Annotated in this window: 21 protein-coding genes and 1 tRNA gene; 5 read left to right on the top strand and 17 right to left on the bottom strand. The window is 66.9% G+C overall.

Translation table 11 applies throughout. The annotated features are described in order from the left end of the window. Window positions 1-3: 3 nt before the first annotated feature. The 3 genes from KHU32_RS04935 to KHU32_RS04925 are packed head-to-tail and all read right to left on the bottom strand — an operon-like array spanning window position 4 to window position 4,715. Window positions 4-1,038, bottom strand: a complete 1,035-nt coding sequence (locus tag KHU32_RS04935; RefSeq protein ID WP_249680554.1) for a polysaccharide biosynthesis protein — start codon at window positions 1,036-1,038, stop codon at window positions 4-6. Continuing rightward, window positions 1,035-1,898 (bottom strand): dTDP-4-dehydrorhamnose reductase family protein, encoded by an 864-nt coding sequence (locus KHU32_RS04930; protein ID WP_213668900.1) that lies wholly within the window; start codon window positions 1,896-1,898, stop codon window positions 1,035-1,037. The genes KHU32_RS04935 and KHU32_RS04930 overlap by 4 nt, the downstream gene beginning before the upstream one ends. Before the next feature lie 51 nt (window positions 1,899-1,949). Further along, window positions 1,950-4,715, bottom strand: coding sequence for a glycosyltransferase (locus KHU32_RS04925; RefSeq protein WP_213668899.1), 2,766 nt, complete (start codon window positions 4,713-4,715; stop codon window positions 1,950-1,952). A 161-nt stretch (window positions 4,716-4,876) separates the two neighbouring features. On the opposite strand from KHU32_RS04925, the gene KHU32_RS04920 reads away from it, so the two are divergent. The 3 genes from KHU32_RS04920 (at window position 4,877) to KHU32_RS23405 (ending at window position 8,054) form a co-directional block, all read left to right on the top strand. Continuing rightward, window positions 4,877-5,863 carry a GDP-mannose 4,6-dehydratase gene (locus tag KHU32_RS04920; RefSeq protein WP_213668898.1) on the top strand — a complete coding sequence of 329 codons (987 nt, stop codon included), beginning with the start codon at window positions 4,877-4,879 and terminating at the stop codon, window positions 5,861-5,863. Continuing rightward, window positions 5,860-6,672: a nucleotidyltransferase family protein gene (locus KHU32_RS04915; protein WP_213668897.1), complete on the top strand. Its 813-nt coding sequence runs from the start codon at window positions 5,860-5,862 to the stop codon at window positions 6,670-6,672. The genes KHU32_RS04920 and KHU32_RS04915 overlap by 4 nt, the downstream gene beginning before the upstream one ends. A gap of 374 nt (window positions 6,673-7,046) precedes the next feature. After that, complete coding sequence (locus KHU32_RS23405) at window positions 7,047-8,054, top strand: helix-turn-helix transcriptional regulator (protein ID WP_213668896.1); 1,008 nt, start codon at window positions 7,047-7,049, stop codon at window positions 8,052-8,054. Here the strand turns inward: KHU32_RS23405 and KHU32_RS04905 are convergent. Both KHU32_RS04905 and KHU32_RS04900 read right to left on the bottom strand, forming a co-directional pair. Next, complete coding sequence (locus KHU32_RS04905; protein ID WP_213668895.1) at window positions 8,051-8,614, bottom strand: hypothetical protein; 564 nt, start codon at window positions 8,612-8,614, stop codon at window positions 8,051-8,053. The genes KHU32_RS23405 and KHU32_RS04905 overlap by 4 nt on opposite strands. A 68-nt stretch (window positions 8,615-8,682) precedes the next feature. Then, entirely contained in the window at window positions 8,683-9,804 is a 1,122-nt protein-coding gene (locus KHU32_RS04900) for a baeRF11 domain-containing protein (protein WP_213668894.1), read from the bottom strand. Between the two features lie 847 nt (window positions 9,805-10,651). On the opposite strand from KHU32_RS04900, the gene KHU32_RS04895 reads away from it, so the two are divergent. Further along, window positions 10,652-11,296 carry a PEP-CTERM sorting domain-containing protein gene (locus KHU32_RS04895; protein ID WP_213668893.1) on the top strand — a complete coding sequence of 215 codons (645 nt, stop codon included), beginning with the start codon at window positions 10,652-10,654 and terminating at the stop codon, window positions 11,294-11,296. 28 nt (window positions 11,297-11,324) lie between these two features. Here KHU32_RS04895 and KHU32_RS04890 read toward each other — a convergent pair whose 3' ends face one another. The 5 genes from KHU32_RS04890 to KHU32_RS04870 all read right to left on the bottom strand — a co-directional run bounded on the left by KHU32_RS04890 (window position 11,325) and on the right by KHU32_RS04870 (window position 15,283). Then, the gene (locus KHU32_RS04890) at window positions 11,325-12,209 is read right to left on the bottom strand and encodes a CRISPR-associated endonuclease Cas3'' (protein ID WP_213668892.1); all 885 of its coding nucleotides are present in this window, start codon (window positions 12,207-12,209) and stop codon (window positions 11,325-11,327) included. A 476-nt stretch (window positions 12,210-12,685) separates the two neighbouring features. Continuing rightward, window positions 12,686-13,405 (bottom strand): hypothetical protein, encoded by a 720-nt coding sequence (locus KHU32_RS04885; protein WP_213668891.1) that lies wholly within the window; start codon window positions 13,403-13,405, stop codon window positions 12,686-12,688. Window positions 13,406-13,453: 48 nt separating this feature from the next. Then, entirely contained in the window at window positions 13,454-13,975 is a 522-nt protein-coding gene (locus KHU32_RS04880) for a Panacea domain-containing protein (RefSeq protein WP_213668890.1), read from the bottom strand. A 431-nt stretch (window positions 13,976-14,406) separates the two neighbouring features. Beyond that, window positions 14,407-14,856 carry a hypothetical protein gene (locus KHU32_RS04875; protein WP_213668889.1) on the bottom strand — a complete coding sequence of 150 codons (450 nt, stop codon included), beginning with the start codon at window positions 14,854-14,856 and terminating at the stop codon, window positions 14,407-14,409. 350 nt (window positions 14,857-15,206) lie between these two features. Continuing rightward, a tRNA-Arg gene (locus KHU32_RS04870) sits at window positions 15,207-15,283 on the bottom strand. A gap of 80 nt (window positions 15,284-15,363) precedes the next feature. Here KHU32_RS04870 and KHU32_RS04865 point away from each other — a divergent pair. Then, window positions 15,364-18,180 (top strand): ATP-dependent DNA helicase, encoded by a 2,817-nt coding sequence (locus KHU32_RS04865; protein WP_249680553.1) that lies wholly within the window; start codon window positions 15,364-15,366, stop codon window positions 18,178-18,180. On the opposite strand, the gene arsC is transcribed toward KHU32_RS04865, so the two are convergent. From arsC to KHU32_RS04830, 7 genes are all read right to left on the bottom strand, one after another. Beyond that, window positions 18,177-18,524: an arsenate reductase (glutaredoxin) gene (gene arsC, locus KHU32_RS04860; RefSeq protein WP_213668888.1), complete on the bottom strand. Its 348-nt coding sequence runs from the start codon at window positions 18,522-18,524 to the stop codon at window positions 18,177-18,179. The two genes, KHU32_RS04865 and arsC, sit on opposite strands and share 4 nt — an antisense overlap. 45 nt (window positions 18,525-18,569) lie before the next feature. Further along, window positions 18,570-19,724: an amidohydrolase family protein gene (locus KHU32_RS04855; RefSeq protein ID WP_347265507.1), complete on the bottom strand. Its 1,155-nt coding sequence runs from the start codon at window positions 19,722-19,724 to the stop codon at window positions 18,570-18,572. Beyond that, window positions 19,721-20,659, bottom strand: coding sequence for a threonine dehydratase (locus KHU32_RS04850; protein WP_213668887.1), 939 nt, complete (start codon window positions 20,657-20,659; stop codon window positions 19,721-19,723). Before KHU32_RS04850 ends, KHU32_RS04855 begins: the two co-directional genes overlap by 4 nt. 55 nt (window positions 20,660-20,714) lie before the next feature. Then, the gene (locus tag KHU32_RS04845) at window positions 20,715-21,668 is read right to left on the bottom strand and encodes a TIM44-like domain-containing protein (RefSeq protein WP_213668886.1); all 954 of its coding nucleotides are present in this window, start codon (window positions 21,666-21,668) and stop codon (window positions 20,715-20,717) included. Between the two features lie 212 nt (window positions 21,669-21,880). Beyond that, entirely contained in the window at window positions 21,881-22,780 is a 900-nt protein-coding gene (locus KHU32_RS04840; RefSeq protein ID WP_213668885.1) for a CehA/McbA family metallohydrolase, read from the bottom strand. Further along, complete coding sequence (locus tag KHU32_RS04835) at window positions 22,780-24,795, bottom strand: TRAP transporter permease (RefSeq protein ID WP_213668884.1); 2,016 nt, start codon at window positions 24,793-24,795, stop codon at window positions 22,780-22,782. The genes KHU32_RS04840 and KHU32_RS04835 overlap by 1 nt, the downstream gene beginning before the upstream one ends. A 74-nt stretch (window positions 24,796-24,869) precedes the next feature. Further along, window positions 24,870-25,856 (bottom strand): TAXI family TRAP transporter solute-binding subunit, encoded by a 987-nt coding sequence (locus tag KHU32_RS04830; protein WP_347265506.1) that lies wholly within the window; start codon window positions 25,854-25,856, stop codon window positions 24,870-24,872. Window positions 25,857-26,004: the final 148 nt, after the last annotated feature.

The following is a 26,004-nucleotide window of genomic DNA, read 5'->3' as shown; positions in this document are numbered from 1 at the left end:
CGGTCAGGCCGCGTCGTGCTGTTGCGACCGTTCGCCGCGCATGAAGTCGAGGTCGCGCAGCAGTCGTTCCACGGCATCCGGGCCAAGCAGCTCGCCGTTGTGGCTGCTGTAGTCCACAGCGTCGGAGATCGAGGGCTCTCCGTCACTGAAGAACTTCTCATAATTGAGGTCCCGCGCATCGGCGCTGATGCGATAGAACCGGCCCATATCCTCGGCGCGGACCATTTCCTCGCGCGACACCAGGGTTTCGTAGAGTTTCTCGCCGTGCCGAGTGCCGATGATCTCGACCGACAGCCGGCTGCCGAGCACCGATTGGACCGCTTCCGCCAAGGTGCCGACGGTGCAGGAAGGAGCCTTGCGGACGAACGTGTCGCCGGGCCGGGCATGGGCATAGGCATGCAGCACGAGATCGACCGACTCCTCCAGCGACATCAGGAAGCGCGTCATGTGCGGATCCGTGATGGTCAGCGGACGCCTTTCTCGGATCTGGCGCATGAAGAGCGGGATCACCGAGCCCCGCGAACCCATGACGTTGCCGTAGCGCGTGATGCAGAGCGTCGTCGGGCCGGCCGAGCGGCTCTTGGCGACGACGATCTTCTCCATGAGCGCCTTGGACAGTCCCATGGCGTTGATGGGGTAGACGGCCTTGTCGGTGCTCAATGCAACCAGGCAGCGGACTCCGCAGGCCACGGCCGCGGCGATGGTGTTCTCCGCGCCGAGGACGTTGGTGCGCACTGCCTCCATGGGGTGGAACTCGCAGGACGGCACCTGCTTCAGGGCCGCTGCGTGGAAGACGAGCTCGACGCCCTGCATGGCATCGAGCACGCTGCGATATTCCCGCACATCTCCCAGGAAGAACTTCAGCCGCTGGTCGCCGAAGCGCCGGCGCATGTCGTCCTGCTTCTTCTCGTCACGCGACAGGATGCGGACCTCCCGCGCGCCATCGCGCAGGAAACGGCGCGTCACGGCATGGCCGAAGGAGCCCGTCCCGCCCGTCACCATGATGGTTCGGTCACGGATAATGTTGGTCGCCGTCATGGCCGGAGGCTCCGCATGCGCATCTGCCGCAGCATCTCCGGCCATGGCCGCGCCACGAAGCCGGTCGCGGCACGGAACCGGCCGCCGTCTAGCGAGCGGTCGATACGCAGCGTGTCATCGGGCACGATCTCGACGTCGCGTTCGTAGACCTCACGCAGCATCAGCAGCAGCTCGTGCTTCGCGATGGGGGCGGCCGCGACATGCCAGACGCCGCGGAGCTCGGGTTTCGGCAGCAGATGCTGCGCCACGACATCGGCCAGCGCATCGGTCGTCAGTCCGCTGAAGATCGCGCGGGTGAAGCCGCGCACCTGTCCCGTCTGCGCGAGGAACCACTCTACCAGCCCATGACGGCTCGCGAGTTCCCGGCCGATGATGCTGGTGCGCAGCGTCACGGCATGCGGCGCATCCACCTCGCCCAGTAGCTTCGAGCGACCGTAGAAGTCGGTCGCATCCGACTCGTCGTCCTCCGTATAGGAGCCGCGATCGCCGCGAAACACGCAGTCCGTGCTGATCTGGATCAGCCGGGCGCCCGCCAGCGCGCAGAGGCGCGACAGGCGGTGCGGCAGAAGAGCGTTGATCGGCAAGGCCCGAAGCGGATCCTCGGCTTCCTGGAGCTGCTTCACGAGGCCGACGCAATTGATGACGACATCGGGGCGCCGCTCGGCAAGGCAGGCGGCGAGCGCGTCGATGTCGAGTGCGTCGACGCCGGCGACCAGGCTTGCCTGCAACGCCGCCGGAAACAGGCGGCGCGACCCTTCGCTGCGCAGCGTGCCGCTCACCTCAAGCCCGCGATGCGCCGAGAGGACGCTGTACATCGCCTGTCCGAGCATACCGCTCGCTCCGAGAACGAGAACGCGCATGGTCATGCTTCCCGCCTTACTTTCCGGCCTGCAAGCGGGATGGGCCCGCTGTCATCGCAAATAGGCATCGCGATAGAATTCCTCGTCGAGCGGGGGCAGTGAGGGCGGCAGGGCCTGGCGGATCGGGGCCGAGAACCCGCTCTCGCGCAGGGTCATGAACAGGTCAACCCACTCCTCACCCGAGAGGATGTGGTCGGGCGGCAGGCTCCAGGTGAAGGGACGATCCGCCAGGCGCTCGGCATAGGCGCCCAGCGCCTGCGCGACGATCGGTAGGCCGAGCAGCATCGCCTCGGACAACGCGAAGCCGAAGGTCTCCGGCGCCCGTGCGGGGAACCAGGCGAGATGCGGTCGAATGGACCCGATGAGGGCGGGCAGGTCCTCGGCGGCGAAGCTCCCGTACCAAAAGACGGTGCCCGGATTCTGCTCGACCGGCTCCGGGGGCGAGTGACAATGACCGAGGACATGCACCTCCATCGCCAGGCCGCGGGACTTGATCAGCCGGCCGACATCGATGATGGCCTGCCGGCCCTTGTGGGAGGCCGTGGCACCCAGCTGCAGGATGCGCAGCGTCTCCTTCCCGGCGAGCGGTCGCGGCGGCGTCACGCGAAAGGCCTCGGGCCGGCCGGGCTCCGGCGGCCTTACCGGCCGGACCTCAAGCCCGGGCACCAAACGCCCGAGGCGGGCGGCGAGATCCCGGCTGCAGGCCAGGAGGTTGGCGGCACCATCTATGACCGGATGTGGCGCGGCCCGCAGCAGGTGGGCCAGTTCCCGCGCCTCTGCTGCCTGCCCGCGCGCGGCGGTATGGGCATCTGCATTCATCAGATGCGGCGTGGAGGCCACTAGGTGGTAGTCGAGGAAGGTCACGTCGTAGGGGCAGCCTAATGCCGAGAGCAGCGGCATGATCTGCTGCTCGAGCCCCATGGCGTGCAGCAGATCGGCGCGATCGACCCCCTGCTCGCGCAGCCAGGCGACCGCGTCGCCGAGCTCATCGGGAAGCACGAAGCTGCGCTCGGCCATGGCAGGCGAGGCCGTCGAGACAAACAGCCGGCTGCCGTCCGTGCCCCAGGCGAAGACCGGCGCGATCCGGTGCTGCCGGAGGTGCAGGCCGAGCAGCTCGGCATAGCGTTGCGTGCCACCGCCGAGCGAATGGAGCACGAGCAGTCTTGCGCGGCCCGGCGGCGCGGCTGGCGGCGGGTCGGGCGGCGTTTCTGGCGTGGCGGCCGCGGGAGCGGGCGGTGAGGCAGGCAGCGCGGTTATCTCGAGCTCCCCCTTGGCGCACACGGTCGTGCGCCGCCGGCTCCAGGGGAGCGCCCGATATGCCGCCTTGAGCAGGCGAAATGCCCCGAGGCGCGCGCCGGGGAGTGGGCTGGAGACAACTGGGGCGACCGGGGCCTCCGGCGGTGGCGGTGGCGGTGGCGGTGGCGGTGGCGGTGGCGGTGGCGGTGGCGGTGGCGGTGGCGGTGGCGGTGGCGGTGGGCTAACGGCCGTCGGCGGCCAATGCAATTGGGCGAGCGCCGCGTGTGGATCGCCATGGCGGGCCAGCGCCCCCTCATAAGCGGATCGCGACAGCACCGCGCCCGACAGGGGCGGCGGCACTGACCGGCCGGTATCCAAGCGCGGCAGCGGCCAGGCCTCGCATTCTCCGGACGCAACCGCCTCGAGCCCTCGCCGCCAGGCCGCCGGATCCATCGCGGTCGCCGAATCCGCAAAGACGATCAGCGCGCCTTCGCCGCCGAGCAGCGCGGCTTCGAGAGCGGCAGGCAAGAGGCGCTCGCTGGTGGCGATGAAGACCTTTGCCCCTGGCATAGCCTGATGCAGCGCGTAGCTGGACATCGCCCCGTTGCGCCAATCGATGACCACCTGGTCCAACTGGCGTATGCCGGCGGCCTGCAGTGTCATGATCGCCGGAGCCATCTGTGGCTCACCATCCGGTACCCAGGCGACGGTCACCGAAATGCCGGCCATGCACTCAGCCATCCGGGCCTGCGCCGCAGCCTGCGCCAGGCGATAGGGCGACGCGTCCAAAAAGCGTTGGAGCCGGCACAGGAAACCGAGATGCGACCCGCCGAGATGTTGCATCTCCTCGCGCGTCAGGCGTTCGTGCATCTCGGCCCAGAGCAGCCCGGCTTCCACGAGATGACGTTCGGAACGGGACCCTTGGTTCGGGTGCCGGCGATGGCTCACCAGGGCGTCGGACACCGGGACGAGCCTGTGTCGGCGGGCGAGGGTGAACCAGAGGTGATAATCTTGCGTTGTCGGCAAGCCGGAATCGAAGCCACCGGCCTCCCGTAGCAGGCGGGCCGGCGCGAGGAGCGTGCAACCGTTGATGCGACCCTCGAGCACAGCCCACAGCTGGCGCGCAGGATCGAAATCGCGGCAGGCGTCGATGACCTCGATTTGGCTGCCATCAGCGGCCACGACCTCGTAGCCGCCGAAGGCAATGCTGTCCCCGGGAGCCCCCGCGAGCGCCGCCATCTGCCGCTCCACCTTCTCGGGGTGATAAAAATCGTCGTGACTCAACCAGGAGAACCACTCGCCGCGCATGGCTTCCAGCCCGGCGTTCAGCGCCGTCGCGACACCGCCGTTCGGCTTGGCGACGAGGCGCACCCTGTCGCCGTAGCCGGAAATGATCGCACGCGTTGCACCATCGTCGTCCGATCCGTCATCGACGACGACCACCTCGATGGCTGGCCAGGTCTGGGTGAGTGCGCTGTCGATCGCCTGCGCCAGATAGTCGGCCCCGTTGAAAACCGGGATCACGATGCTGACGAGCGGGTGTGACGGTGCGGGCTGATCGGGCCTCGTGACACTCGTCATATCGTTGTTCGACTCACCCGGCCCATTCCCTTCTCGGAGGCGGAAATCTGCGGCAGGATTGACTTATCGACAAGTAGCGTTGTGAATGCTGTACGTGATTGCTATGAGGCACTTGCATATGAGCGTAAGATCGCGCGCTCTGTATTTGGGATACTTATAAGATGGAAGGTACCCGGGTTTTAGTGACGGGCGCGGGCGGCTTTATCGGCAGCCACCTCGTAGAACGCCTCGTCGCGGCCGGAGCGAAGGTTCGCGCGTTGCTGCACTACGGGGCGGAAGGCGGGTTCGGCAATGCGCGCTTCATGCCGCGCGAGGCACGGCTCGCGGTGGAATGGCTCCACGGCGATTTGCTCGACGGCGAGTTCATCGCCCGTGCCACCGCGAACCAGGAGGTCGTCTTCCACCTCGCCGCGATGGTCGCCATCCCGCATTCCTATCGTGCGCCACGCAGCTTCGTGGAGGCCAACACGGTCGGCACGCTGAACGTGCTGGAAGCTGCGCGTGCGGCGGCGGTGCAGCGCGTCGTCCACACCTCGACCTCCGAGGTCTATGGCAGCGCGCAATACATCCCGATGGACGAGGCGCATCCGCTGCGCGCCCAGTCGCCCTACGCCGCCACCAAGATCGGCGCTGACAAGCTGGCGGAGAGCTACCACGCCGCCTTCGGGCTTCCGGTGGTGACCGTCCGGCCCTTCAATACCTTCGGCCCGCGCCAATCCGCCCGCGCCGTCATCCCCACCGTGATCGGCCAGCTTCTGGGCGGCGCAAAGCAGGTCATGCTCGGAGCGACGACGCCGATCCGCGACATGACCTTCGTGACCGATACGGTGGACGGCATGATCACCGCGGCGACGGCCGCGGGCATTGAGGGCAGAACCTTCAATCTCGGAACCGGCCATGGCGAGAGCGTCGGGGAAATCGCCGCGCGTATCGTCGCGGCCTTCGGCACGGAGGCCGAGGTGACGCTGGATCCGCAACGGCTGCGCCCGCCCGCCAGCGAGGTCGACAGGCTGATCTCCGACAACACCGCCTTCCGTAAGGCGACAGGCTGGGCGCCGCGCGTCAGTCTCGACGAGGGTCTGCGGGCGACGATCGACTTCTTCCGCGCGCATCCGGGCCTGCTGCCCACGCAGGAATACGCCACGTGACGCGGCGCGCCCAGGCGGTTCTGATGGCCGGCGGGCGCGGTACCCGCCTCTACCCTTACACGGCCGTGCTGCCCAAGCCGCTGGTGCCGGTCGGGGACAAGCCGGTTATGGAATTGCTGCTCACGCTGCTCCGCCGCCACGGCATCACCTCGGTGATCGTGGCGGTGAATCACCTGCGGCATCTGATCCAGAGCTTCTTCGGCGACGGCAGTGCGCTCGGTATGCGCATCGAATACGCCGTCGAGGACGAACCGCTCGGCACCTGCGGACCGATCGGCTCGTTGTTCGACCGGCTTGAGGATCGCTTCCTGCTGCTCAATGGCGATCTGCTGACCGACATCGATCTCGGCGATCTGCTGGCGCAGCATGATGCGGCCAATGCCGATGCGACGGTCGCCAGCGCGCTGCGGGTTCATCAGATGGAGTACGGCGTCCTCGATGTCGATGCCGAGGGCTGGCTGCAGAGCTATCGCGAAAAGCCGCGCACCGAATCGCTCGTCAGCATGGGGCTTTACGTCCTGCGACGGGAAGCGGTGCGCGACCTCGTCCCGCCCGGGCAGCCTCTCGACGTGCCGGATCTGCTGACGCGAATGGTGGGTCGGGGGCGCCGTGTCATGACATGGCGCGGCGAGTGCCTCTGGCTCGATATCGGTCGTCCTGATGACTATGCGCAAGCCCAAGATCTAGTGGCCAAGAAACCGATTTGGCTCGAGGGTGGGCGACCGGTCGAGCGTGCGTCTATTGGCGGCCTGGAATCCCTCACTGAGGATTTCATCACGCCTGGAGCTGGTACAAGCCGCGCGTTGTGACGAATGAAGTCACGCCAAAACAGAGTAGGACGATAACATTCGAACCTTAGCTGCTGTACCGTTCCAGAGCTGCGCGACCAATAGGCTGCAGCAATATAGGAATGATGAAGCAGAATGGGTCGTGCTCGATTCCATCCGCAGGATTAGACGAGACTGAGCCTTCCGAAGCCGGTTGGGCCACTAACATGCTCACGAGGTTTCGGCGTCGAGAGGCGGTCGAGCACCGCCGCGGCGGCTGATCCATTGGCATCGCGGGTCAGGCGAAAGAGCTCATGGGTTGGTGATCTGCGATTCTCGCATGCCAAGAGCGATCACCCTGCCTTTATAGGAAGCTCGTCGCCTCCCTCACCCGGTCCGATCCAGCTAGGAACCTCGTGACACCTGAGATCCTATCCACCTACGGCCTTCCGCCGACGCAGCAGGGCGACGCTTGGCGTGCCTTGTTCTCCTCGGTGTTCGAGTTGGAGGAGCCAGCACAGGCGAGCCAGGGCTTTCTCGCCGAAAGCCGCTACTGGGCGCTGGACGGCTTCGGTATCGGGGAGGTTTCGGCGCCGGCGCTGCGCGCCACGCGGACCAAAGAGCTGGTACGGCGCAATTCCGTGGACCATTGGTGCCTCACTCTCGGCCAGCGTGAGACCAAGATCCTCACCCCGAAAGATACTCTCGTCGTGCCCGCGCAGACACCTTTCCTCGTCTCCTTGGGCGTCGACATAGCGAGCGAACGCGCGAGCGATAAGCGCCTGCATCTCTACCTCCCTCGCGACGGCTTCGCCGACATGGCAAGCCAACTCGATGCCGCGCGCGGCATCATTCTCGACACAGGCCTCGGCCGGCTGCTTGGCCACTTCGTGCGCAACCTGGCGCTCAGCCTGCCCGGACTGACGCCGTACGACGTGCCGAATTTGACCGCCGCGGTGCGCACCATGATCGGCGCCTGCGTGGTCCCCTCGCCCGACCGCCTGGAGCTCGCCGCCGCGCAGATCGACGAGGCCCGGCTCCAAAAGCTCACTCAGATCGTGCGACGGAACATTGAATCGCCAGCGCTGGGTGCCGGCATGCTCTGTGGCGCGCTCGGCGTCTCGCGCACGCGGCTCTACCGTCTCCTGCAGCATGAAGGCGGCGTGGAGCGCTACATTCGAAAGATCCGGCTGGAGGTCAGCCATGCCAGGCTCAGCGACGTGTCCAACACCAGCACGATTGGGGAGATCGCCGCCCGGCTCGGCTTCACGGACGCATCGCAGTTCAGCCGCACCTTCCGCCGCGAGTTCGGCGCATCGCCCAGCGAGATCCGGCTCGCCGCCATGGATGGTGGCGCAGCCGAACCTGCATCGCAGGTCATTCTGGACCGCCAGCCATTAAACCGTTTGCTTGCGGCGCTTTAGCGAGCCTGTGATGGATTACAAACGGCAATTCTGACATCGGCCCTGGCCAGCCGCTGCAAGTCGAAGAACCTCAGGCCCTTGGGCAACCAGTCGTAAAGGAAAAGACTGGCCGGGCGCCACATCGCGACCCATCCAAAGACGATCGCGCTTTCCTTCACCAGGCTGCCTGACACACCGTTGCCGAACAGGTTTTGGCTTTGTGCTGCCAGCAAAAGGCATCCCGCCAAAACGCCCAGGCCAATCAACAGCGTCCGGCGCCCCGTGCGGAAATGATCGTGGATTGCGCGCCGCTCGCCAGCGGCGGCCGCGGCGAACCCAGAGCGCAAGCGGCCAACCAGCTCAACCGAAGAACCAGAGTTGGCCGCCTTCGAGCCATCCGACGCCGCAAGGTGTACAATGATCGCTAAAGGCGCCCGACGTCTGTGCTGGCTCGCCTGTCGAAGGAAAAAGAACTCCGCGTCCGGTTTGAGTCCGCTCTCGTTGGAGGGGAAATGGTCAGCCGGTTGGAAAAGCTGCGCCGGATCTTGGAGGTGAACGTCGATACGGGCCGGTGCGGCCATGCTGTTCCTCCTCTCCAGCAACAGAGATCGGGCTTCGCGTCCGGCGAAGCCCGATTGCGTGTTGGAGATCAGATCGGGTAGCGCAGCACAGCTGCCAATTCGTGGCCGCCCGGCACATCTTCGCGCCGCGCTGCGATCACTCGAGCGCCGCTCAACAGTGCCCGCCGGGCAATTTCATCGGTGACGCTGTAATTCACGCCGTCTGCCGCCTTCGCGTAGGTGATGGCGCCGTCGTCCTCCGCGACAAAGCCCGGCACCTCGGCGTCCATGTCCACGATCAGGGTTTCCACCGCGCCGAAGGTTGCGGCACGGGCGGCGCGGCCGAGATCGCTTGTCGCGCGGTCTTGCGTCGAGCGCGAAGAGAAAACCTCACCGAACGCTGTGATCTCGGAGCTGTAGATTCGATCGAGCGTCGCGCGCGCCGCAGCGGCGATTTCGTGATCAGAAGTGCGGTCTGCGGTTCCCGGCATCACCTCGTCCGCTACATGCGGATAACTGCAAACGCTTCGGAAGATCGACGCCATCGGTTCTGCCGCGGCAATGATCAGTGGACGCGTGTGGCCCGCCAGCACCGGACGCAGCGCGTGGTCCACCGCACGGGAATAGCGGATCAGCAGCGCGCTCTCGCTGGTGCTTTCGCCGCTCGCCATGTTGCCCTTTCGCTCAATATGGCTGCTGCGGCCTGCCGCATCGGCTGCGCCATCAGGCAGGCTTGGCACCGATACCTCGTGCGGCGGCAGGTCGGCGGAAACTTCGATCAACCGAACCGCACCCATGCTGATTGCCAGCACATAGGCATTGTGCGGGAAGGTAACGGCACGGAGGATCGGCTTGATCAGGAACCGATCCGAGACTTCGATCGTGTTCGCCAGCTTGTTGCCGAGTCTGAAAGTCCGAATGCTCTGAGGCGTGGCGAAGATGGCCAGGCTGTTGGCCTGATCGGCCCAAAAATCGTCATCGCCGATCAGCGCCTCAACGCTATCCTCGATGGCGCGGACGTCGCGTTTGTCGGTGCCGCTCTGCTCCATCTCGGCGATGGCGGCTTTGGCTAAATTCTTGAGCTCGATCCGATCGCCATTTGAGGCCTGCGGCAGGGGAGAAGTGGAAAGATAGATCGAGACGGCAGCGGCGCCACGATGGTTGGCCAGGGCCTCGATCTCGGCGCGGGTTGGAAGATCAATGTGCAGCATCGACAAGGCTCCTGGGCCAAAGGAAAAACCGGATCGGAAGGCGCATGCCGCGACGTCGTTGCCTCAAGAATCGAGGGGCGAGACATTCTATCCTCGACCGGGTCGCGCTGTGCGTAAGCTAACTCCCGCCTCGGCACAGGTTACGGGGCCGCAAATCGCCCAGACAGATGCTGAAAATCCAGCCATTGAGCATTGCGTCTCAATCCAGGAGCGGGGGCAAAATGTTTGCTCTCCGCCTTTTGGCAGATTGAGAAAACGCGACAAAACGGCAGACGAGTTGGAGGTTGACGAAGCCCCGAACTCAGATTTTCTGAAGTCTCTGGGTTACGGCATCGAGAACACTCGGCTGTTCGGACGGCGCCCCGACTTCAATCCAAACTGCTGCGTCATCAAGGCGTTTTGCCATAGAGCCCATCAATTTCGCCCAGGTGTCATCGATCCACGCGCCGGTATGGGGCCGAACTTGAGTCCTGCTTTCGATATGATCGGGAAGAGCGAGCTAACCGTCTGCGTTTCGGTCCCGTGGGGCGCGGGAGCAGGATCTGCCGCAGCTGCACTTTCTGTCGGACCAGCACCGCCCGCACCTTTCGGCTGGCCCTGCAGGGAGGGTCCCCGCGAATTTGCAGGGACCTTCAACGCAAAACCGCCCGCCCTCCTGAGGAGGACGGGCGCTCTGGGGCGCGGCATAGCGTCTAGGAGTGCCGGATGATGGCCTTTGTCTTGGTTGAGCAACTTGACACGGCTCCAGCACCCGTCGCGGGCCAGGTTTCAAGTATTTGATTTTCCCTCAGAAAAATCACGGAACATTTTTTGCTTAGGCATGTGGACAAACGGAAGGAAGCTTCAGATGCCCCCGATGCTTCGTCGCCTACTGTTGGCTGCTGTCCTGATGACGGCTGGCGTCCAAGCCGCCAGGGCTGATGTCATCCTGACCTTCAGTCAGACCGAGCCGGTCATGATGAACCAGAACCAGATGGATCCGCGCCCACTGTCCCAGCAGCTCGACATCGTGGAGTTGTCGTTCGTCATCAGCGATACAGCCTATGCATCCGGCGTCGACTGGACGCAGTATCGCGGCCGAGACCGTACCATGTGGCTCTTAGATGGGTTGGCACAAATCTATCTCGGCTTGTTCGGCGTGACCGACGCTTTCCGGGCGGACATCCATGACTTGATGATAACCGTGGACAGGTCGACCACAGACCGTTCATCGGTTCGCATCACGTCGGCTCCGGGTGGCTTGCCTGTCGGCGGTATTTATTATCAGTCCGCAGCGAGAATAGATCTCTCGTTCAATTTCAATGGGACCAACATGGTGTCCGGCACCATCGTCGGTGATGGGACGTGCTTCTGGGGCTGCACGTTCAATGGGACGCTTGCGCAATCTGTCCCGGAGCCGGCGTCGATCCTAACGTTTGGGATTGGCCTCCTTGCCCTAGGAGTCGTCACCCGGCAACAAAAAGCCCGGCACCGGTCTCCCCGGGCGGAATAAGCCGCGGGTTGGTCAGGACAACCACCTGCTACAGCGCCGTCGCCGTCGCCGTCTCGAATACCGAAGCAGAGTGGCGGAAGAGGGATTCTCCCACGCCCCGATTTGCCGCGACGCGGTGCGCGATGCGGGGGAAGAGCCCCCGGATGCCGGTGAACACCGAGGAACGGGCGGGCGTGAGCCCGGCAGCGCTCAGCGCGCCGGCCGCGCGCGTCATGGCGTGGTTCCACAGGTAGTCGGCAGGATCGACCACCGCCTCGGGGCTGACATAGGGGAACCAAGCCTGGCGGGAGGCGACCCAGTCCGCCAGGGTCGTCAGCCCTGCAAGCCGCCAGCCCAGACGGGCCAAGGCCTGGGGATCGGCCGGCAAGGTAACGGGAGGCGGAGCGAAGATCCGCTCCATGGTCACCACGAATTCCTCTGCGGCGTCGAGGCAGTTCCTGCAGAGGACGACGGGCCCAGGCTCGAGGTTCAGAGATGCCGGGGGGCGGCCGTGATGCCCGGTGAGGCCGCGAAGCAGGGCCGAGCGCCCGCCGTCGTTCCAGGCTCGGCGCCCCTCGATCCGTGGCGGCAGGACGCGATCCAAAGTCGCGGCGAGGGGCCGGCGCAGCATGTGGTAGCCGAGCGCGTCATGCTTCGGGCCGGCAGGGACCCCGCTGGCGGGCAGGTGGCCCAGGGCGGCGGTGGGCCAATGGTCGGGCGCCATGGCCTGGAATGGCCGGGAGAATTTTCCGATGTCATGCAAGGCGACGAGGAAGCCAAGCGTCTGGCCACTCAACTCCCGCTCACCTGCGCGCCGCAAGAGAACGACGACGGCCGCGACATCCAGCGAATGAGCGATGAGAGGGTGGGTCTGCGGCTCGGAGCGATACTCTGGTCGTGCCTTTCCCCAAAAAAGCTGCGAAACCTTGATCATCAACCGCCTTTAGGTACCCGTCATCCTAGAGAATACCGAAGGCAACGGTTCCGGAAGTGCTTTGCCAGCTATCGCTCCGACGGGTTGAGCTATTGCCGGTATCTCTTGTTTAGAGACGATCAGGCCGCCCAGGGTGCAGGGAGGGAGGGTCCGGGCTGGCTTACATGCTATGGACTACACCTCAGCGCAGCGCGCTTCTACCGCCGCCTGCTCTGCGGCACTCGACGTAGTTGAAGGAACGCCGTCCCGCTGGGTCTAGATCAAGCCCGCACCGCCGTTGGGGGTAGGATTGGGGGTTGCGACTGATCGCGGTAAATTTTCCTCAGCAAAATTAGCTAGATAATCAACCTAAATGGTGTCCCCGGCGGGAGGGGATCAGCGCTGACACACTTCTTTTAAAAATTCCATAAAATCTGCAGGTTAACTCCTCGGAGTGATGTAACGGCGTCATGCTCCGCGCCGTTACACACGGCATTCTATTCGCGGAAAAAGTCGCCTTGGTCGTCACGGCGATCCTTCGGCTTGCCACGCTGCCGAAGCTCCTTCCAGTTAATGTCCATTCGAGCGATTGTGTCGTACGCATCAGCGACGCATTGGAGGCCTTCGGTGACTTCTGCCTCAGACACATGAGGCAAATCCTCAAGCCCGAGCCTTCTGACCTGGCGCTCAGCCTCATCAGGCGGAACTGAGAGATCGAGGATTTCCAAATTCGCGTCGACGAAGTTTCCTTTTACAAGGGCGATTCGCATTAGCGAACCGAAGATCGCCAATTGCCTATTCGTGAGAGCATAGCCGCGCCGAGGCTGGAGCCAGAGCACTGTCGCGCGCCGATTTTCGACGAAATAGAAGTCAGCGGCGACCCGCACGGACAGGTCTTTGCGGATGCTTACGAAGCCATCATCCATGCCGTGACACTGGAGCGACCGCCCTTTGCCGGCCATTCGGACCAGTTGCAGAACGTCCCAAGTTGCCGTGCGACCCGCTTGGGGCATCCGCGCGGCGTCGCAAGCACGCTTCAGCGCCGACAGCGGTACCTCCTGCGCGTATGCGAAGGGCGAAAGTGACCGCGCTCGCTGGTAATTCCACGGGATGGGTTTCTGGCGCAAATACTCCAGGAGAGCCTCTTCGGTCTCCTTTTGATTGCTGCGAATAAGGCGGACTAGGTCGTGCGACGGGGGCAGAGGGGGAATCGCCATAGGGCGACTATATACTGGGCAACGGAGTCGCTAGCGCAAAATCAGCGGTCAGGAAGCCATATTAGAGCTATTGGAAGCGTCTTCGACCAACTGACCGAGAAAATCTGCCCTGATGGTCTCGTTGCTGATACGCATCCCAAGCGTGATCTTCTTGCCTCTTGCGTTCCACACGCGATCCCACGGACCTCCAGCTTTGTGAGTCATGTCGGATAGGGCCAGAGCGTCTAGCCGGCCATACGCCCGCACGATGTCTCCCAGGAACTTGACGTCCTCTGCGAGGAACTCAGCTGCTGCAACTGCCTTGATTTGCGTGACGGGGTCAAACCGTTCCGCTCGAGTTGTGACCGGCGCCCGACCAGACCCCTTGAACGCGCCATAAACGGACGAGAGCACCGGCCCATGCTCCCACGCCTCAAACAACTCCGACACCAGCGGCTCCGCCCGCTCAGCAAGCCGCCAACCGTGAGCAAAGTATGCGACCTTGTGGAGAGCCATATGCGTGAGTGAGAGGCCCTGCATGTCAGCAAGGTCGAGAAGTCTGTTGGTTAGGGCGCGCGCTTCATAGGCCATCTAAGAAAGGGTAGGCCGCTAAGAGCATGTTGGGAAAATGATCATTTCACAACGCCGTCACGCAATGCCGCCGAGGGTCCGTCGAAACAGCCAGTCGGCCGCCCCCGCCGATTGCTCCGGCTAGTCCGTGGGATGCCCTCAGGTGTGATGATCCTCGAGGCGTTCCGCAGGGATGTCGTGGGGTTTGGCCCTGTGGAAGGCCGGTTCGAAAATTGGCCGGGGGTTTGCAGCGGGATATCTGTGTGCGCGCAAAGCCGCTGTCCCCCATGCCCCCGGCTCGACCCGGCGCGCGAGGAGGGGCAAGAGCTTCAACGTGGCGATGGCTAACAGCCGATCGGTCAAGATCGAGTACGATCCGGCCGTCGTGAACCTTCCAGATCTGCTCGCTGCGGCCCAGGCGGAATGCGACACGGGAAGTTCAGAGCTAGGCGCTATAGTAGAAGCTGGGCCGCCGCAATCAGAAGACCCAAGACGCCGAGGATGGCGGCCGGGGTTTTCCATTCGGCCCATCGGTGTTCCGCCTTGCTTTGCAGGGCACGGGGAACGGGGCCGGTATCGCCGCCTCGGCCTCCCGAGATACCGCCAGCGCCCCCGTCGCCGCCAAGCAAGATGCCGGCACCGAAAGCATCGCCCCCGCGTCCGCCCCGCTCGCCTCCGCTGCCGCCGCGACCGCCCTGCGAGAGGATGTTGCCGCCATAAACTGATCCGCCTCGTCCGCCGTTGTCCGGCTCCGGAGTCCGAAACGTCGAGCCATCATAGCTCCATCCGGCCTGCACCGGCATCCCTTCGGGAACTCGCACCCAAACAAGGGACGGATGGACCTCGAATGGGCTCTTCGCAACGTCAGCCACGTTGCCGGATGGCTCAACAAGCGCGTGCATCGTCCGTCTCCTTCCTATGGGGGGCGATAAGGTAGCGAGGAGCTGTCCCCCAGGGGGGGACTAAATCTCTGGAGCCCGTTAGGAGCCCTGACCGCATTGGGTCTCACGCAGAGGTTTTTTTCTTCGGGCAGAATTCGCTGTGCGCCCGATGGATTGGGAGCATGGCGAAGGTCGCCGGAATTTTTCCAGTGCCATGACGATCAGACGAGGCCACACTCACCTGCTCTCCGCATCACTGAAGGAGCTAGTGATGTCACGAGCAAAGAGTCCGCAAAGAGTCCGCAAAGAGTCCGCAAGATTGAGAGCGGCTGAGGCGAACCAGGCCAACGAAACCTAAGTAATTGAAAAATTGGTGTCCCCGGCGGGATTCGAACCCACGGCCCCCAGATTAGGAATCTGGTGCTCTATCCGGCTGAGCTACGGAGACGACCGTTTTCGCCCATAGCACAAACCCGTGCCCCTGGCGAAGTCTGGCCTTGTTCGCGATTTACCCCCAAATAAGCGCCGATGGCCTCCCTTCGCCCGCGCCTGCTGATGCCCGAGGCCCCCGCCCTGGTTGCGGCGCATGGTCGCGCCACGCTCCTCACGCCGGATGGCGAGGTTCTCACCCTCACGGGCTCGCACATCGCGGAAGCGCTGGGCGAGTACCCGCCGCCCTTCCTCGTCCACGCGCCCGCCACCGCCCGTCGGCTCGACCTGCCGCGCTTCCTCGATGCGCTGGACCTGCTGGAGCTCTTCGCCTTCGCCCTGCCCGCCCGCCACGCCGCGCCGACGCCGCGCGGCCTGGCCCAGGCGCTGGACCTGCCGCCGCCCGAGGATGACGAGGCCGCGGCCGCGCTGCTGCCCGAGATCGCCTCGCGCCTGCTTCGCGCCCTCGCCGACGAGGCCGGCGGCCCCTCGGGCCGGGAGGCGGCTGGCATGGCCGCGCAGCTCGCAGGCGCCGCCGACTGGCCCTGGGCGGCCAGCGTCCTCGCCGCGCTCGGCCAGTCCGACGCCAAGCCCTCGCGCGACGCCTTCAAGCCCTGGCGCCGCCTGCCGGATTGGGAGGAGACCGCGCCCCCACCGCCGCCCTCCAGCTTCGATGTCACCGGCGCCGATGCCCGCCGGCGGCTGGCGGAAATGCTTGGCAGCGGCGCGGAGCAGCGCCCCCAGCAGGCCGACTTCGCCTCGGCCGCCGCCCATGCCTTCGCGCCACGCGATGCCGAGGGCGCACCGCATATGGTCCTGGCCGAGGCCGGCACCGGCACGGGCAAGACCCTGGGCTACATCGCGCCCGCCTCGCTCTGGGCCGAGCGCAATGGCGCGCCCGTCTGGCTCAGCACCTACACGCGCAACCTGCAGCGGCAGATCGACCAGGAGCTGATGCAGCTCTTCCCCGACCCGGAGGAGCGCCGCGCCCGTGTGGCAGTGCGCAAGGGGCGGGAGAACTACCTCTGCCTGCTGAACCTGGACGAGGCGCTCGGCCAGTACGGGCTGCGCCCCATGGCGCTGCCGCTGGCGCTGGTCGCGCGCTGGGCCGGCGCCACGCGCGACGGCGACATCACCGGCGGCGATTTTCCAGGATGGATCGGCGAGCTCTTCCCGCCCGGAACCTTATACGGACTGGGCGACCGGCGCGGCGAATGCATCCGCTCGGCCTGCGCGCACTACAAGAAGTGCTTCGTGGAGCATTCCATCCGCCGCGCGCGGACAGCGCGGCTCGTCGTCGCGAACCACGCGCTGGTGATGGTGCAGGCGGCGCTGGGCGGCGGCGAGGACGGCAAGCCCACGCGCTACGTCTTCGACGAGGGCCATCACCTCTTCGATGCCGCCGATGCCGCCTTCTCCGCCGAGCTCAACGGCGTGGAGACGGCCGAGCTGCGGCGCTGGCTGCTGGGCGCGGAAGGCGGCCGCTCGCGCGCCAAGGGCCTGCGCGCGCGCATCGAGGAGCTGGCCGGCGACATCCCCGAGCTGCTGCCGCCGCTCGACCTCGCGCTGCGCGAGGCGCGCTGCCTTCCCGGCGGCGGCTGGTACGCCCGCCTGACCGAGGGCACGCCGCCGCCCGAGGACGCCGTGACCGAGATCTTCCTGCACGCCGCGCGCCGCCAGATCCTCGCCCGCGCGCCGGAGGATGACGGCGTCTACACGCTGGAAGTCGATCTCCAGCCCGTCGCCGAGGAAGTGGCCGAGACGGGCGCGGCGCTGGGCCGGGCCCTGCAGGCGCTGGAAGCGCCGCTGACCTACCTGAAGGAGCTCCTGGCCAAGCGTCTCGAAGTGCCCGAGGGCGAAGGCGACGAGGAGATGGAGGTGGGCGAGCGCATCCGCCTCGAGACCGCCATGCGCGGCATCGAGCGGCGCGCGCTGATGCCGCTGGCAGCCTGGCGCGGCATGCTGAAGCAGCTCGACCTCCCCCCGCGCGAGGCCGGCACGCGCCCCCTCATGGTGGATTGGCTGCAGCTCGACCGGCGCGAGGGGCGCGACGTGGATGCCGGGCTGCACCGCCACTGGCTCGATCCCACGATCCCCTTCGCCCGCACCGTGGCGGGCTCCGCCCATGGGCTGCTCGTCACCTCCGCGACGCTGACGGATGCCGCCAAGCGCCATGATCCCGAGGCCGCCTGGCACGAGGCCGAGGCCCGCAGCGGGGCGCTGCATCTGCCCAACCCGGCGATCCGCGCCGCCATGCCCTCGCCCTTTGACTATGCGACCAATACGCGCACCTTCGTCGTGACGGATGTGGATGCGCGCCAGCCCGGTGCCATCGCCAGCGCGATGCAGCAGCTCTTCCTCGCGTCGGGCGGCGGCGGGCTCGGCCTCTTCACCGCGATCCGGCGACTGCGGGAGGTGCAGGCGCGGCTGGGTCCGGCGCTCGAGGCCCGCGGCATCCCCCTCTACGCCCAGCATGTCGACGCAATGGACAATGCCACCCTCGTCGACATCTTCCGCGCGGAGGAGAATTCCTGCCTGCTCGGCACGGATGCGATGCGCGACGGCGTGGACGTGCCCGGGCGCGCGCTACGCCTGCTGGTCTTCGACCGCGTGCCCTGGCCGCGCCGCACCATCCTCCAGCGCGAGCGCCGGCTCTACCTCTCCGGCGGCCGCCCGCAGGATTACGACGACACCCATGCCCGCCATAAGCTGCGCCAGGCCTTCGGCCGGCTGGTGCGGCGCGCGGACGACCGGGGCGTCTTCGTCCTGCTCGACCGCGCCTGCCCCTCGCGCCTGCTGGCCGGCCTGCCCGAGGGCGTGACGGCGCAGCGCGTGACGCTCGCGCAGGCCGTGGCCGGTACGCGGGAGCTGCTGGGCCTACCGGCGCCCATGGGATCGGACGCCGAAGAACCCTAGAGGAAGGGCGTGATGGCGTCCTTCGGCCGCGCCAGCACCGTGCCCTTCGGCGTCACCACGATCGGGCGCTCCACCAGCACCGGATGCGCCACCATCGCGTCGAGGATCGTCTCGGGCTGCGCATCGCGGAGGCCGAGCTCCGCCGCCAGTCTTTCCTTGGTGCGCAGGAGGTCGCGCGGCGTCCGCCCCATGGCCTTCAGCAGCTGCTGCAACTGCGGCTCGGTCCAACCGGTCTTCAGGTACTGCACGACTTCCGGCTCGTGTCCGGCCTCACGGATCATCGCGAGGACGTTGCGCGAGGTGGTGCAGTTGGGGTTGTGGAAGATGGTGTAGCCGTCGCTCATTGCTCGTCTGCCGTGGTGATGGGGTTTCGTACCATGCGGGCTGCCTCAGATCAGCGGGCTGCCATCCCGCGCCACCTCGCGGCCCTGCGCCACGACGAGCTTCGGCGGCTTCCGCGTGACCACGGCCTCGGCCACGGTCCCGGCCTCCACCAGCACGAGATCCGCGCGATCGCCGACCTGCAACCCGTAATCGGCGAAGCCGCAGCCGCGCGCCGCCTCGGTGGTGACGGTGGCCAGCGCCCATTCCACCTCCTCGTCGCGTCGCAGCTCGTATTTCAGCCCGACCATCGCGGCCCGGGCCAGCATGTCCGGCGCGTTATAGGGGTTCCAGGTGTCGCGGATGTTGTCGTTGCCGGCGAAGAGCGTGACGCCCAGCTCGCGCGCGCGGCGCAGCGGCGGCGTGGGGCGCGAGGGCGGGGCGGAGGTGCAGACCGCCACGCCCGCCTCCGCCAGCATCGTCAGCAGCGCGTCGGCGCGTGGCGCGGGTACGTCGCCCAGGGCGAAGCCGTGGCTGATGGTGACGCGGCCCTGCGCGCCGATGGCCTTCGTGCGTTCGGCGATCAGTTCCATGCTGAAGGCGCCCAGCTCATGCGGCTCGTGCAGGTGGATGTCGACCGGCTTGCCGTGGCGCTCGGCCAGCTTGAAGACGATGTCGAGGTGCTTCACCGGATCGCGATCGATCACCGAGGGGTCGAGGCCGCCCACCACGTCGCAGCCCAGGCGCAGCGCCTCGTCGACCCATTCCTCCGCGCCCGGTGTGCGCAGCAGGCCCGATTGCGGGAAGGCGACGAGCTGGATCTCCATCACGCCGCGCAGGGATTCGCGCAGCTCCAGCAGCTTCTCGACGTGTCCGAGGCGGCTTTCCTCGTCGATGTCCACATGGCTGCGCAGCCGCGTCGTGCCGGCGGCGAGATGCGCGAGGCACAGCGCGCGCCCCTCCCGCGCCGCATCCATGCCGAGCGACTTGCGGACGGATTTCTCGTTCTCGATGCGGTGGCGGAGCAGCGGCCCCACCTCGTTGCGCCACCAGGGCCGGCCCCAGAGCGTCTTGTCGAGGTGGCAATGCCCCTCGATCAGGCCGGGCAGCAGGAGCGGCGCCGCGCCCTGGCGCGTGCTGGGCACCAGTTTCGCGATACGGCCGTCCGCGACATGCACATCGACGGGTGCGCCGCCCATCAGGCGGACATGTTCGAGGATCACGCCATCACCCAGTCGCGGAAGAGCGGCAGGTCGATATTGCCGCCGGACAGGATCGCCGCGACGCGCTTGCCGCGCAGCTTCTCGCGCTCCTGCATCAGCGCCGCGAAACCGGCCGCGCCCGCGCCTTCGGCGAGGTTGTGCGTGTCCGTCCAATAGGCGCGGACGGCGTCGCGCACCTCGTCATCCGTGACGGTGACGATGCGGGCCGCGCCCTGGAGGATCATCTCCAGCGCCTTGGGATCTGGCACGCGGGTGGCCATGCCGTCCGCCAGGGTATTCGCGGCCTCGGTCTCGATCACGCGGCCGGCGGCGAAGCTCTGCGCATAGGCATCGGCACCCGTGCTCTGCACGCCCACGATCTCGGTGGAGAGGCCCAGCAGGTCGCGCGCCATGATGCAGCCGCAGATGCCCGACCCGAGCCCGATCGGCACGTAGAGCGTGTCCAGCGGCGGGGCTGCGCGGAACAGCTCCAACGCGTAGGTGGCCACGCCCATCACCAGCGCCGGCGCGAAGGAGGGCGCGAAGTCCAGCCCGCGCTCGGCTGCAAGCTGCTGGGCGTATTGCCGCGCCACGTCGAAGTCGCGGCCGCGCTCGATCAGCTCGGCGCCCAGCGCGCGCATCGAGGCGTTCTTCTCGAGGCTGTTGCCCTCAGGCACGACGATGGTGACGGGGATGCCTGCGCGCGAACCCGCATAGGCGAGCGACTGGCCATGATTGCCGCGCGTGGCGCTGATGACGCCCCTGGATTTGAGCGTGTCGAAGAAGGTCAGCCCACCGCGCACCTTGAAGGCGCCGGTGGGCGTGTGGTTCTCGTGCTTGACCCAGACCTCGCAGCCGGCCCGCGCGGAAAGCAGCGGCCAGTTGAATTGCGGGGTGGCGGGGAAGTGGCGGTGGACGAGAAGCGCGGCGGCTTCGAGCTCGGGAAGGGTGAACATCCCGGCACGGTAGCTTGAGGGGCGCCGCCCCTCAAACCCCGTTCTGGTCAGGCGATCAGGAGGCCTGCTGGATCGCGCTCAGCGTCCAGGGACCGCCCTGCACGCGGACGAAGGTCCAGAGCTCCGTGGCCATCGACCGCACGTTCGGGTCGCCTTCCGTGACCTCGCCGGTCTTCAGGTCGCGCGTCACGTCGACGAGGCTGAAGCGCATCGCCACCGTGGCGTAGTCGCGCGGGCCCTCGCTCCAGGCTTCGGAGAGGTCGCCCTGCTCCAGCTTCACGTCGCGGGTCTCGTTCTTCCAGCCGCGCTCCTTGAGCGCGTTGAAGTCGTCGCGGAAGTACTGGACCATCTCCGGCGTCGCGAGGCGCGTGAGGCCATCCAGATCCTCGCGCGACCAGGCGCTGTTCACCTCGAAGAGCGACTTCTCGAAGGCGGCGAAGTCGGCGGCGTCGATGGTGATCGCGTCGCCCGCGGGGCCGCGTCCCGCGCTTCCGCCCGTCATGGCGGGCTGCGGCGGGGCGCCTTCACGCATCATGGCGTTGGGCAGGCCGGCCGGCGCGGGCTGCTGACGACGGCGCAGGAAGCTGACGACGAGGGCCACCAGGCCCGCGATGATCGCGATCTGCAGCAGGAAGCCCAGGAAGCCGGCCATGCTGCCGAGGCCGCCGAAAAAGCCGCCCCCGGCCAGAAGGCCGAAGATGCCCGCGCCCAGCATGCCGGCCATCAGGCCGCCCATGAAGGGATTGCGCGCGAAGAAGCCGCCCTGGCGCGCCGGGCTGGCCGCGCCGGCGCCCGGCGTGCCGGGGCGGGGCGCGGTCGGCTGCTGCATCGTACGGTCGAACTGGCGCGGCGCGGCCGGCGCGGTCGTCGTGCTCGGCGGCGCGGAATAGGTCCGGGCGCCGCGGCTGCCCGAGGAGCTCCGGCCGCCCGGGCGTGCATCGGCGAGGGCCGGTGCCAGCACGAAGGCGGCCGCGGCCAGAATGGTCAGGAAGCGAGCAGTGCGTCGCATGGTCGGGCATCCCCCAGCGGAAATTCTGTCTTGGCTGCAATATAGTGGAAAGGTCAGCAGATTGCGACAGCGTGTTGCATGCGCCGTTCCGCCGAATTTTCCGGCGGGCGATTACCATGTGGTGTGGTGCCGTTTCGGCGGCAATGGCGGCCGGCCGGCAGGCGGCTCGCCTCAGGAAAAGGTCGCCGCGCAGGATCGCGGCGCCGCCCCGTTCAGAACCAGCGGGGGTTGGACCAGGCCTTCTTCCCGGCCGCATCCACCACCACGACGCGGGCGAAGCCTCCGGCCCGCATCCTTTCGTCCAGCGGCAGGGTAACCCGCTTCTGCCCCGGCGCGACCGACTGCTTGGCCGCCGAGCCCCGGCCCAGCACCATGACGGCGGAGGCGGTGGAGCAGCGTATCTCCACGCTGTCCTCGCCCCAGGCGAGGTCCTCGATCACGGGGCCCTGCGTGGCATAGAAATGCCCGGCCTTCAGCGCCGCCAGCAGCGCCTCCGGCTCATTGGCCTCGGCCTTCACCATCATCCAGGCGCCGAACCAGTCGGGGCTCTCGAAATGGGCGTCGTCCGTCGCGATCACCTGGATCCGGCGGCCACCGGCCAGGAGCTGGTCGATGAGATAGCCGCCGTCGCCCCGGTCGGTGCGGACGGCGCTGGTGTGGTTGTAGATTTCCACGGCATGGGCGCCCGGGATGGTCGCCGCATCCTCGGCCGTCAGCGCGTACCAGCCCGGGTGCGGGATGGCGACGAAAGCGCCCGCCTCCAGGCAGCGCTGCGCGAGCTGCGGGCCCGTCTCGCCCTCGGCCGTCGGGGCAAAGTCCAGCGGCAGGCCGACGGCGAGGATGTGCCAGATCTCGCCGAGGGAGGTCGCCGGGGCATGGACCTCGGCGCCGAGGATGGTGGTGAAGCCCTCGGTCCGATAGCCGCGCGTGTCGACGATCGGGAAGCCGTACTTCGCCATGAAGTGGTCGGTGATCGAGAGGAAGTCGTAGCCTCCCTCCCGGTAGGCGGCGCACACCTCCTCAGGTGAGCGCCGGCCGTCGGTTGCGTTGGAATGGGTGTGGATATTCCCCTTCCAGAAGCGACCGGGCGCCGCGAAGGCCGGGTCCCTCATCACGCGAGCGCCGGGCTCCGGCGGGACCGGATGATCTGCACGGCCAGCAGCGCCACGCCGAGCACGATGCCAAACAGGTGCGGCGCCGGGATCAGGTCGCCGAAGGCGGCCTCGACCACCGCCGGGAAGACCATCAGCAGGCCGGCCAGCGCCATGCCCCAGCGCTCCAGCTGGCTCATGCGGGTGACGCCGAAGCCCTGCGTGGCCGAGGAGAGCGCGGCCAGGCCCAGCGTGGCGAGCAGCGTCTGCCAGGCGATGTCGACCCAGGTCATGTCGGGCGTCATGTTCAGCAGCAGGCCCACGCCATGGGGATCCGTCACGAAGACGAAGGGCAGCAGGAAGGCCGGCAGCGTGTACTTCCAGGCCATCAGCGTCGTCTTGTAGGGGCCGGCGCGGGTGATGGCGGCCGCCGCGAAGGGGCTCAGCGCCGTCGGCGGCGAGACCTCTGACAGCACGGCGTAGTAGAAGACGAACATGTGGGCCGCGTAGTCGGGCACGCCCAGCTTCATCAGCGCCGGCGCGGCCACGACCGCGCAGATGATGTAGCTGGCCGTCACCGGCACCGCGAGGCCGACGACCCAGACGATCAGCGCCGTGTAGATGGCCGTGATCACGAGGCTGCCGCCCGCCGCCTGGATGGCGATGTCGGAGAACTTCAGGCCGAGGCCGGTCAGCGTGATGCAGCCCACGATGATGCCCGCGCTGGCGCAGGTGGCGGCGATGCTCAGCGCCTGCTCGGAGCCGGCGGCCAGGGTGCGGATCAGCTTCCGCGGCCAGAGCGCGTGCTCCTTCGAGAGGAAGGACAGCGCGATCGCCAGCAGCATGGCGTAGAGCACCGACAGCGTCGCCGAATAGCCGACCGACATGAAGGCGACGATCGCGATCAGGCTGCTGAAATGGTACCAGCCCTTGCGGAACAGCACGCCCGCCGGCTCGACGTCGATCTTGACGTCCTCGATCCCGCCGCGCGCGGCGCGGATGCGGCGCTGGTCCAGCTCCACCATGAAGAGCAGCGAGGCGTAGAAGAGGCAGGTCGGGATCACCGCCATCAGCAGCACGTCGAGGTAGCTGATCTTCAGGTATTCGGCGATGAGGAAGGCCGCCGCGCCCATGATGGGGGGCGAGATGATGGCGCCCAGGCCGCCGGCCGCGAGCAGGCCGCCCGCGTCATGGGCCGTGTAGCCCACGCGCTTCATCATCGGCCAGGCGACGGTGCCGATGGTGACCGTCGTGGCCACGCCGGAGCCCGAGGGGCCGCCCAGCAGGAAGGCCGAGAGCACCACGGTGCGGCCGGCGCTGGAGGACTTGGCGCCCGTCGCGGCGAAGGAGAAGTCGACGAAGTACTTGCCCGCGCCCGTCGAGGCGAGGATGGCACCGTAGATGGTAAAGAGGATGATGAGCGTCGCGCTCACATCCACCGCCGTGCCGTAGATGCCCTCGAGCGTGATGGCGATGTGCGGCACCAGGCGCTCGGCATCGTAGCCGCGATGCGTCCAGGGCTCGGGGAAATGGCTGCCGAAGGAGGCGTAGAGCAGGAAGGAGATGGCGATGACGGGCATAATCCAGCCCGTGCAGCGGCGCGTCACCTCCAGCACCAGCGCGATCAGCATCCAGCCGACGATGATGTCCATCGGCTCGGGGAAGATAATGCGGTCCTGCAGGTCGTCACCGCCGGAGATCAGGTACCAGGTGACATAGGCACCGGCCGCGACCAGCGCCCAGTCCCAGGGCGGGAAGCGGTCGCGGAAGCGGGCCGCCGCCGGGAAGAGCATGAAGCCCAGCACCATGGTGAAGCCGACATGCGCGAAGCGCAGCGTCGTCGTCGGCACAATGTCCCATGCCGCCCAGAGGTGGAACAGCGACATCGCCAGGGCGATGGCCACCGCGGCCTGACCGAGCAGGCCGGGGAGACGGTTCATGGCCCCCTCTTCTGCCTCGATCAGCTCCGAGACGCGTTTGCTCGTCTCGGCATCCATCGAATTGGGATCGATATCGGGCGGGAGCGTGCTGGACATCGGCTTATCTCTTCCAAACGCGAGCGGCCGGGCTACAGGCCCGGCCGGAGTTCATCAGACAGTCAAACTAGGGGTCAGCCGAGGTTCGCGCCCTTCGACTTCCAGAAGGCCTCGGCAGCGGGATGCCAGGGCACGCCGGCGGCAGTCGTCTTCTGCTGCTCGAGCGAGAAGTCGCGCGCGGCGGAATGGACGCGCGCCCAATCCTCGCGGTTGTCCCAGAGGATGTTCAGGATCTGGGTCACCAGCTGCGGGTTCGCGTCCTCACGCATGCCGAGGATGTTCGCGACCGAGAGCTGGTGGTTCGGCGTGGTCTGGCCCGGATAGGTGCCGGCCGGGATCTGCTCGGCGAAATAGACCGGGCCGTGCTCGCGGACGATGTTCGCCAGGGCGTCGGCATGGTCCACCATGACGATCTGCGTGCCCGGCGTGGCGCCGAGATCGGTGATCGCGCTGGTCGGGATGCCCGAGACGAAGAAGTAGGCATCGAGCTTGCCGTCGCGAATGGCGTTCGTGCTCTCGGCCGGGGAGAGACGCTCCACGCCGCGGAAATCCTTGGCGATGTCGAGGCCGGCGGCGGCGATCAGGCGGCGCGCGAAGAGCTCCGTGGCCGACTGCGGCGCGCCGGTCGAGATGCGCTTGCCCTTCATGTCGGCGATGGAATGGATGTTGCGGTCGGCGACCGTCACCACCTGCATGCGGTTGGTGTAGAGGACCGCGATGGCGCGGGTCGGGACCACGCGGCCGCGGAACTGGCCGGCGCCGCGGACGCTGTCCACGGCGGCATCGACCTGGCCGAAGACGAGCTGCGCGCGGTTCGCGCCGAGCAGCTGGAAGTTGGCGGTCGAGCCCGCCGTCACCTCGGCCGTGGCCGAGACGCCCGGGATGCCGCGGGTCAGGTAGTTCGCCAGCGCGCCGCCGAGCGGATAGTAGACGCCGCCCGTCGTGCCGGTGGCGATGGCGATCTGCTGCGCGGTCTGCGCAGAAGCCGGGGCGAGAATGCTGGGAGTCGCGAGAAGTCCAAGGCCGGCACCGAATGCGCCGCGGCGGGTGATTTGGTTCACTGGTCGTTTCTCCTCGTGCGAGTTTTCTCCCATTTGGGATGAACGCAATCGCCAACCGAGGTCAAGGGCCTACTTGACGACCTCGCAAGTTGTCTTGCCGATTTCTCTCTTCAAGTTAATGTTTTACCGCGGCTTTAGGCCGCCAATT

The sequence above is a fragment of the Roseococcus pinisoli genome (assembly GCF_018413645.1).
Classification (GTDB): domain Bacteria; phylum Pseudomonadota; class Alphaproteobacteria; order Acetobacterales; family Acetobacteraceae; genus Roseococcus; species Roseococcus pinisoli.
Note: the sequence above shows the minus strand (reverse complement) of the source record. Positions and strands in the feature narration are given on the sequence as shown.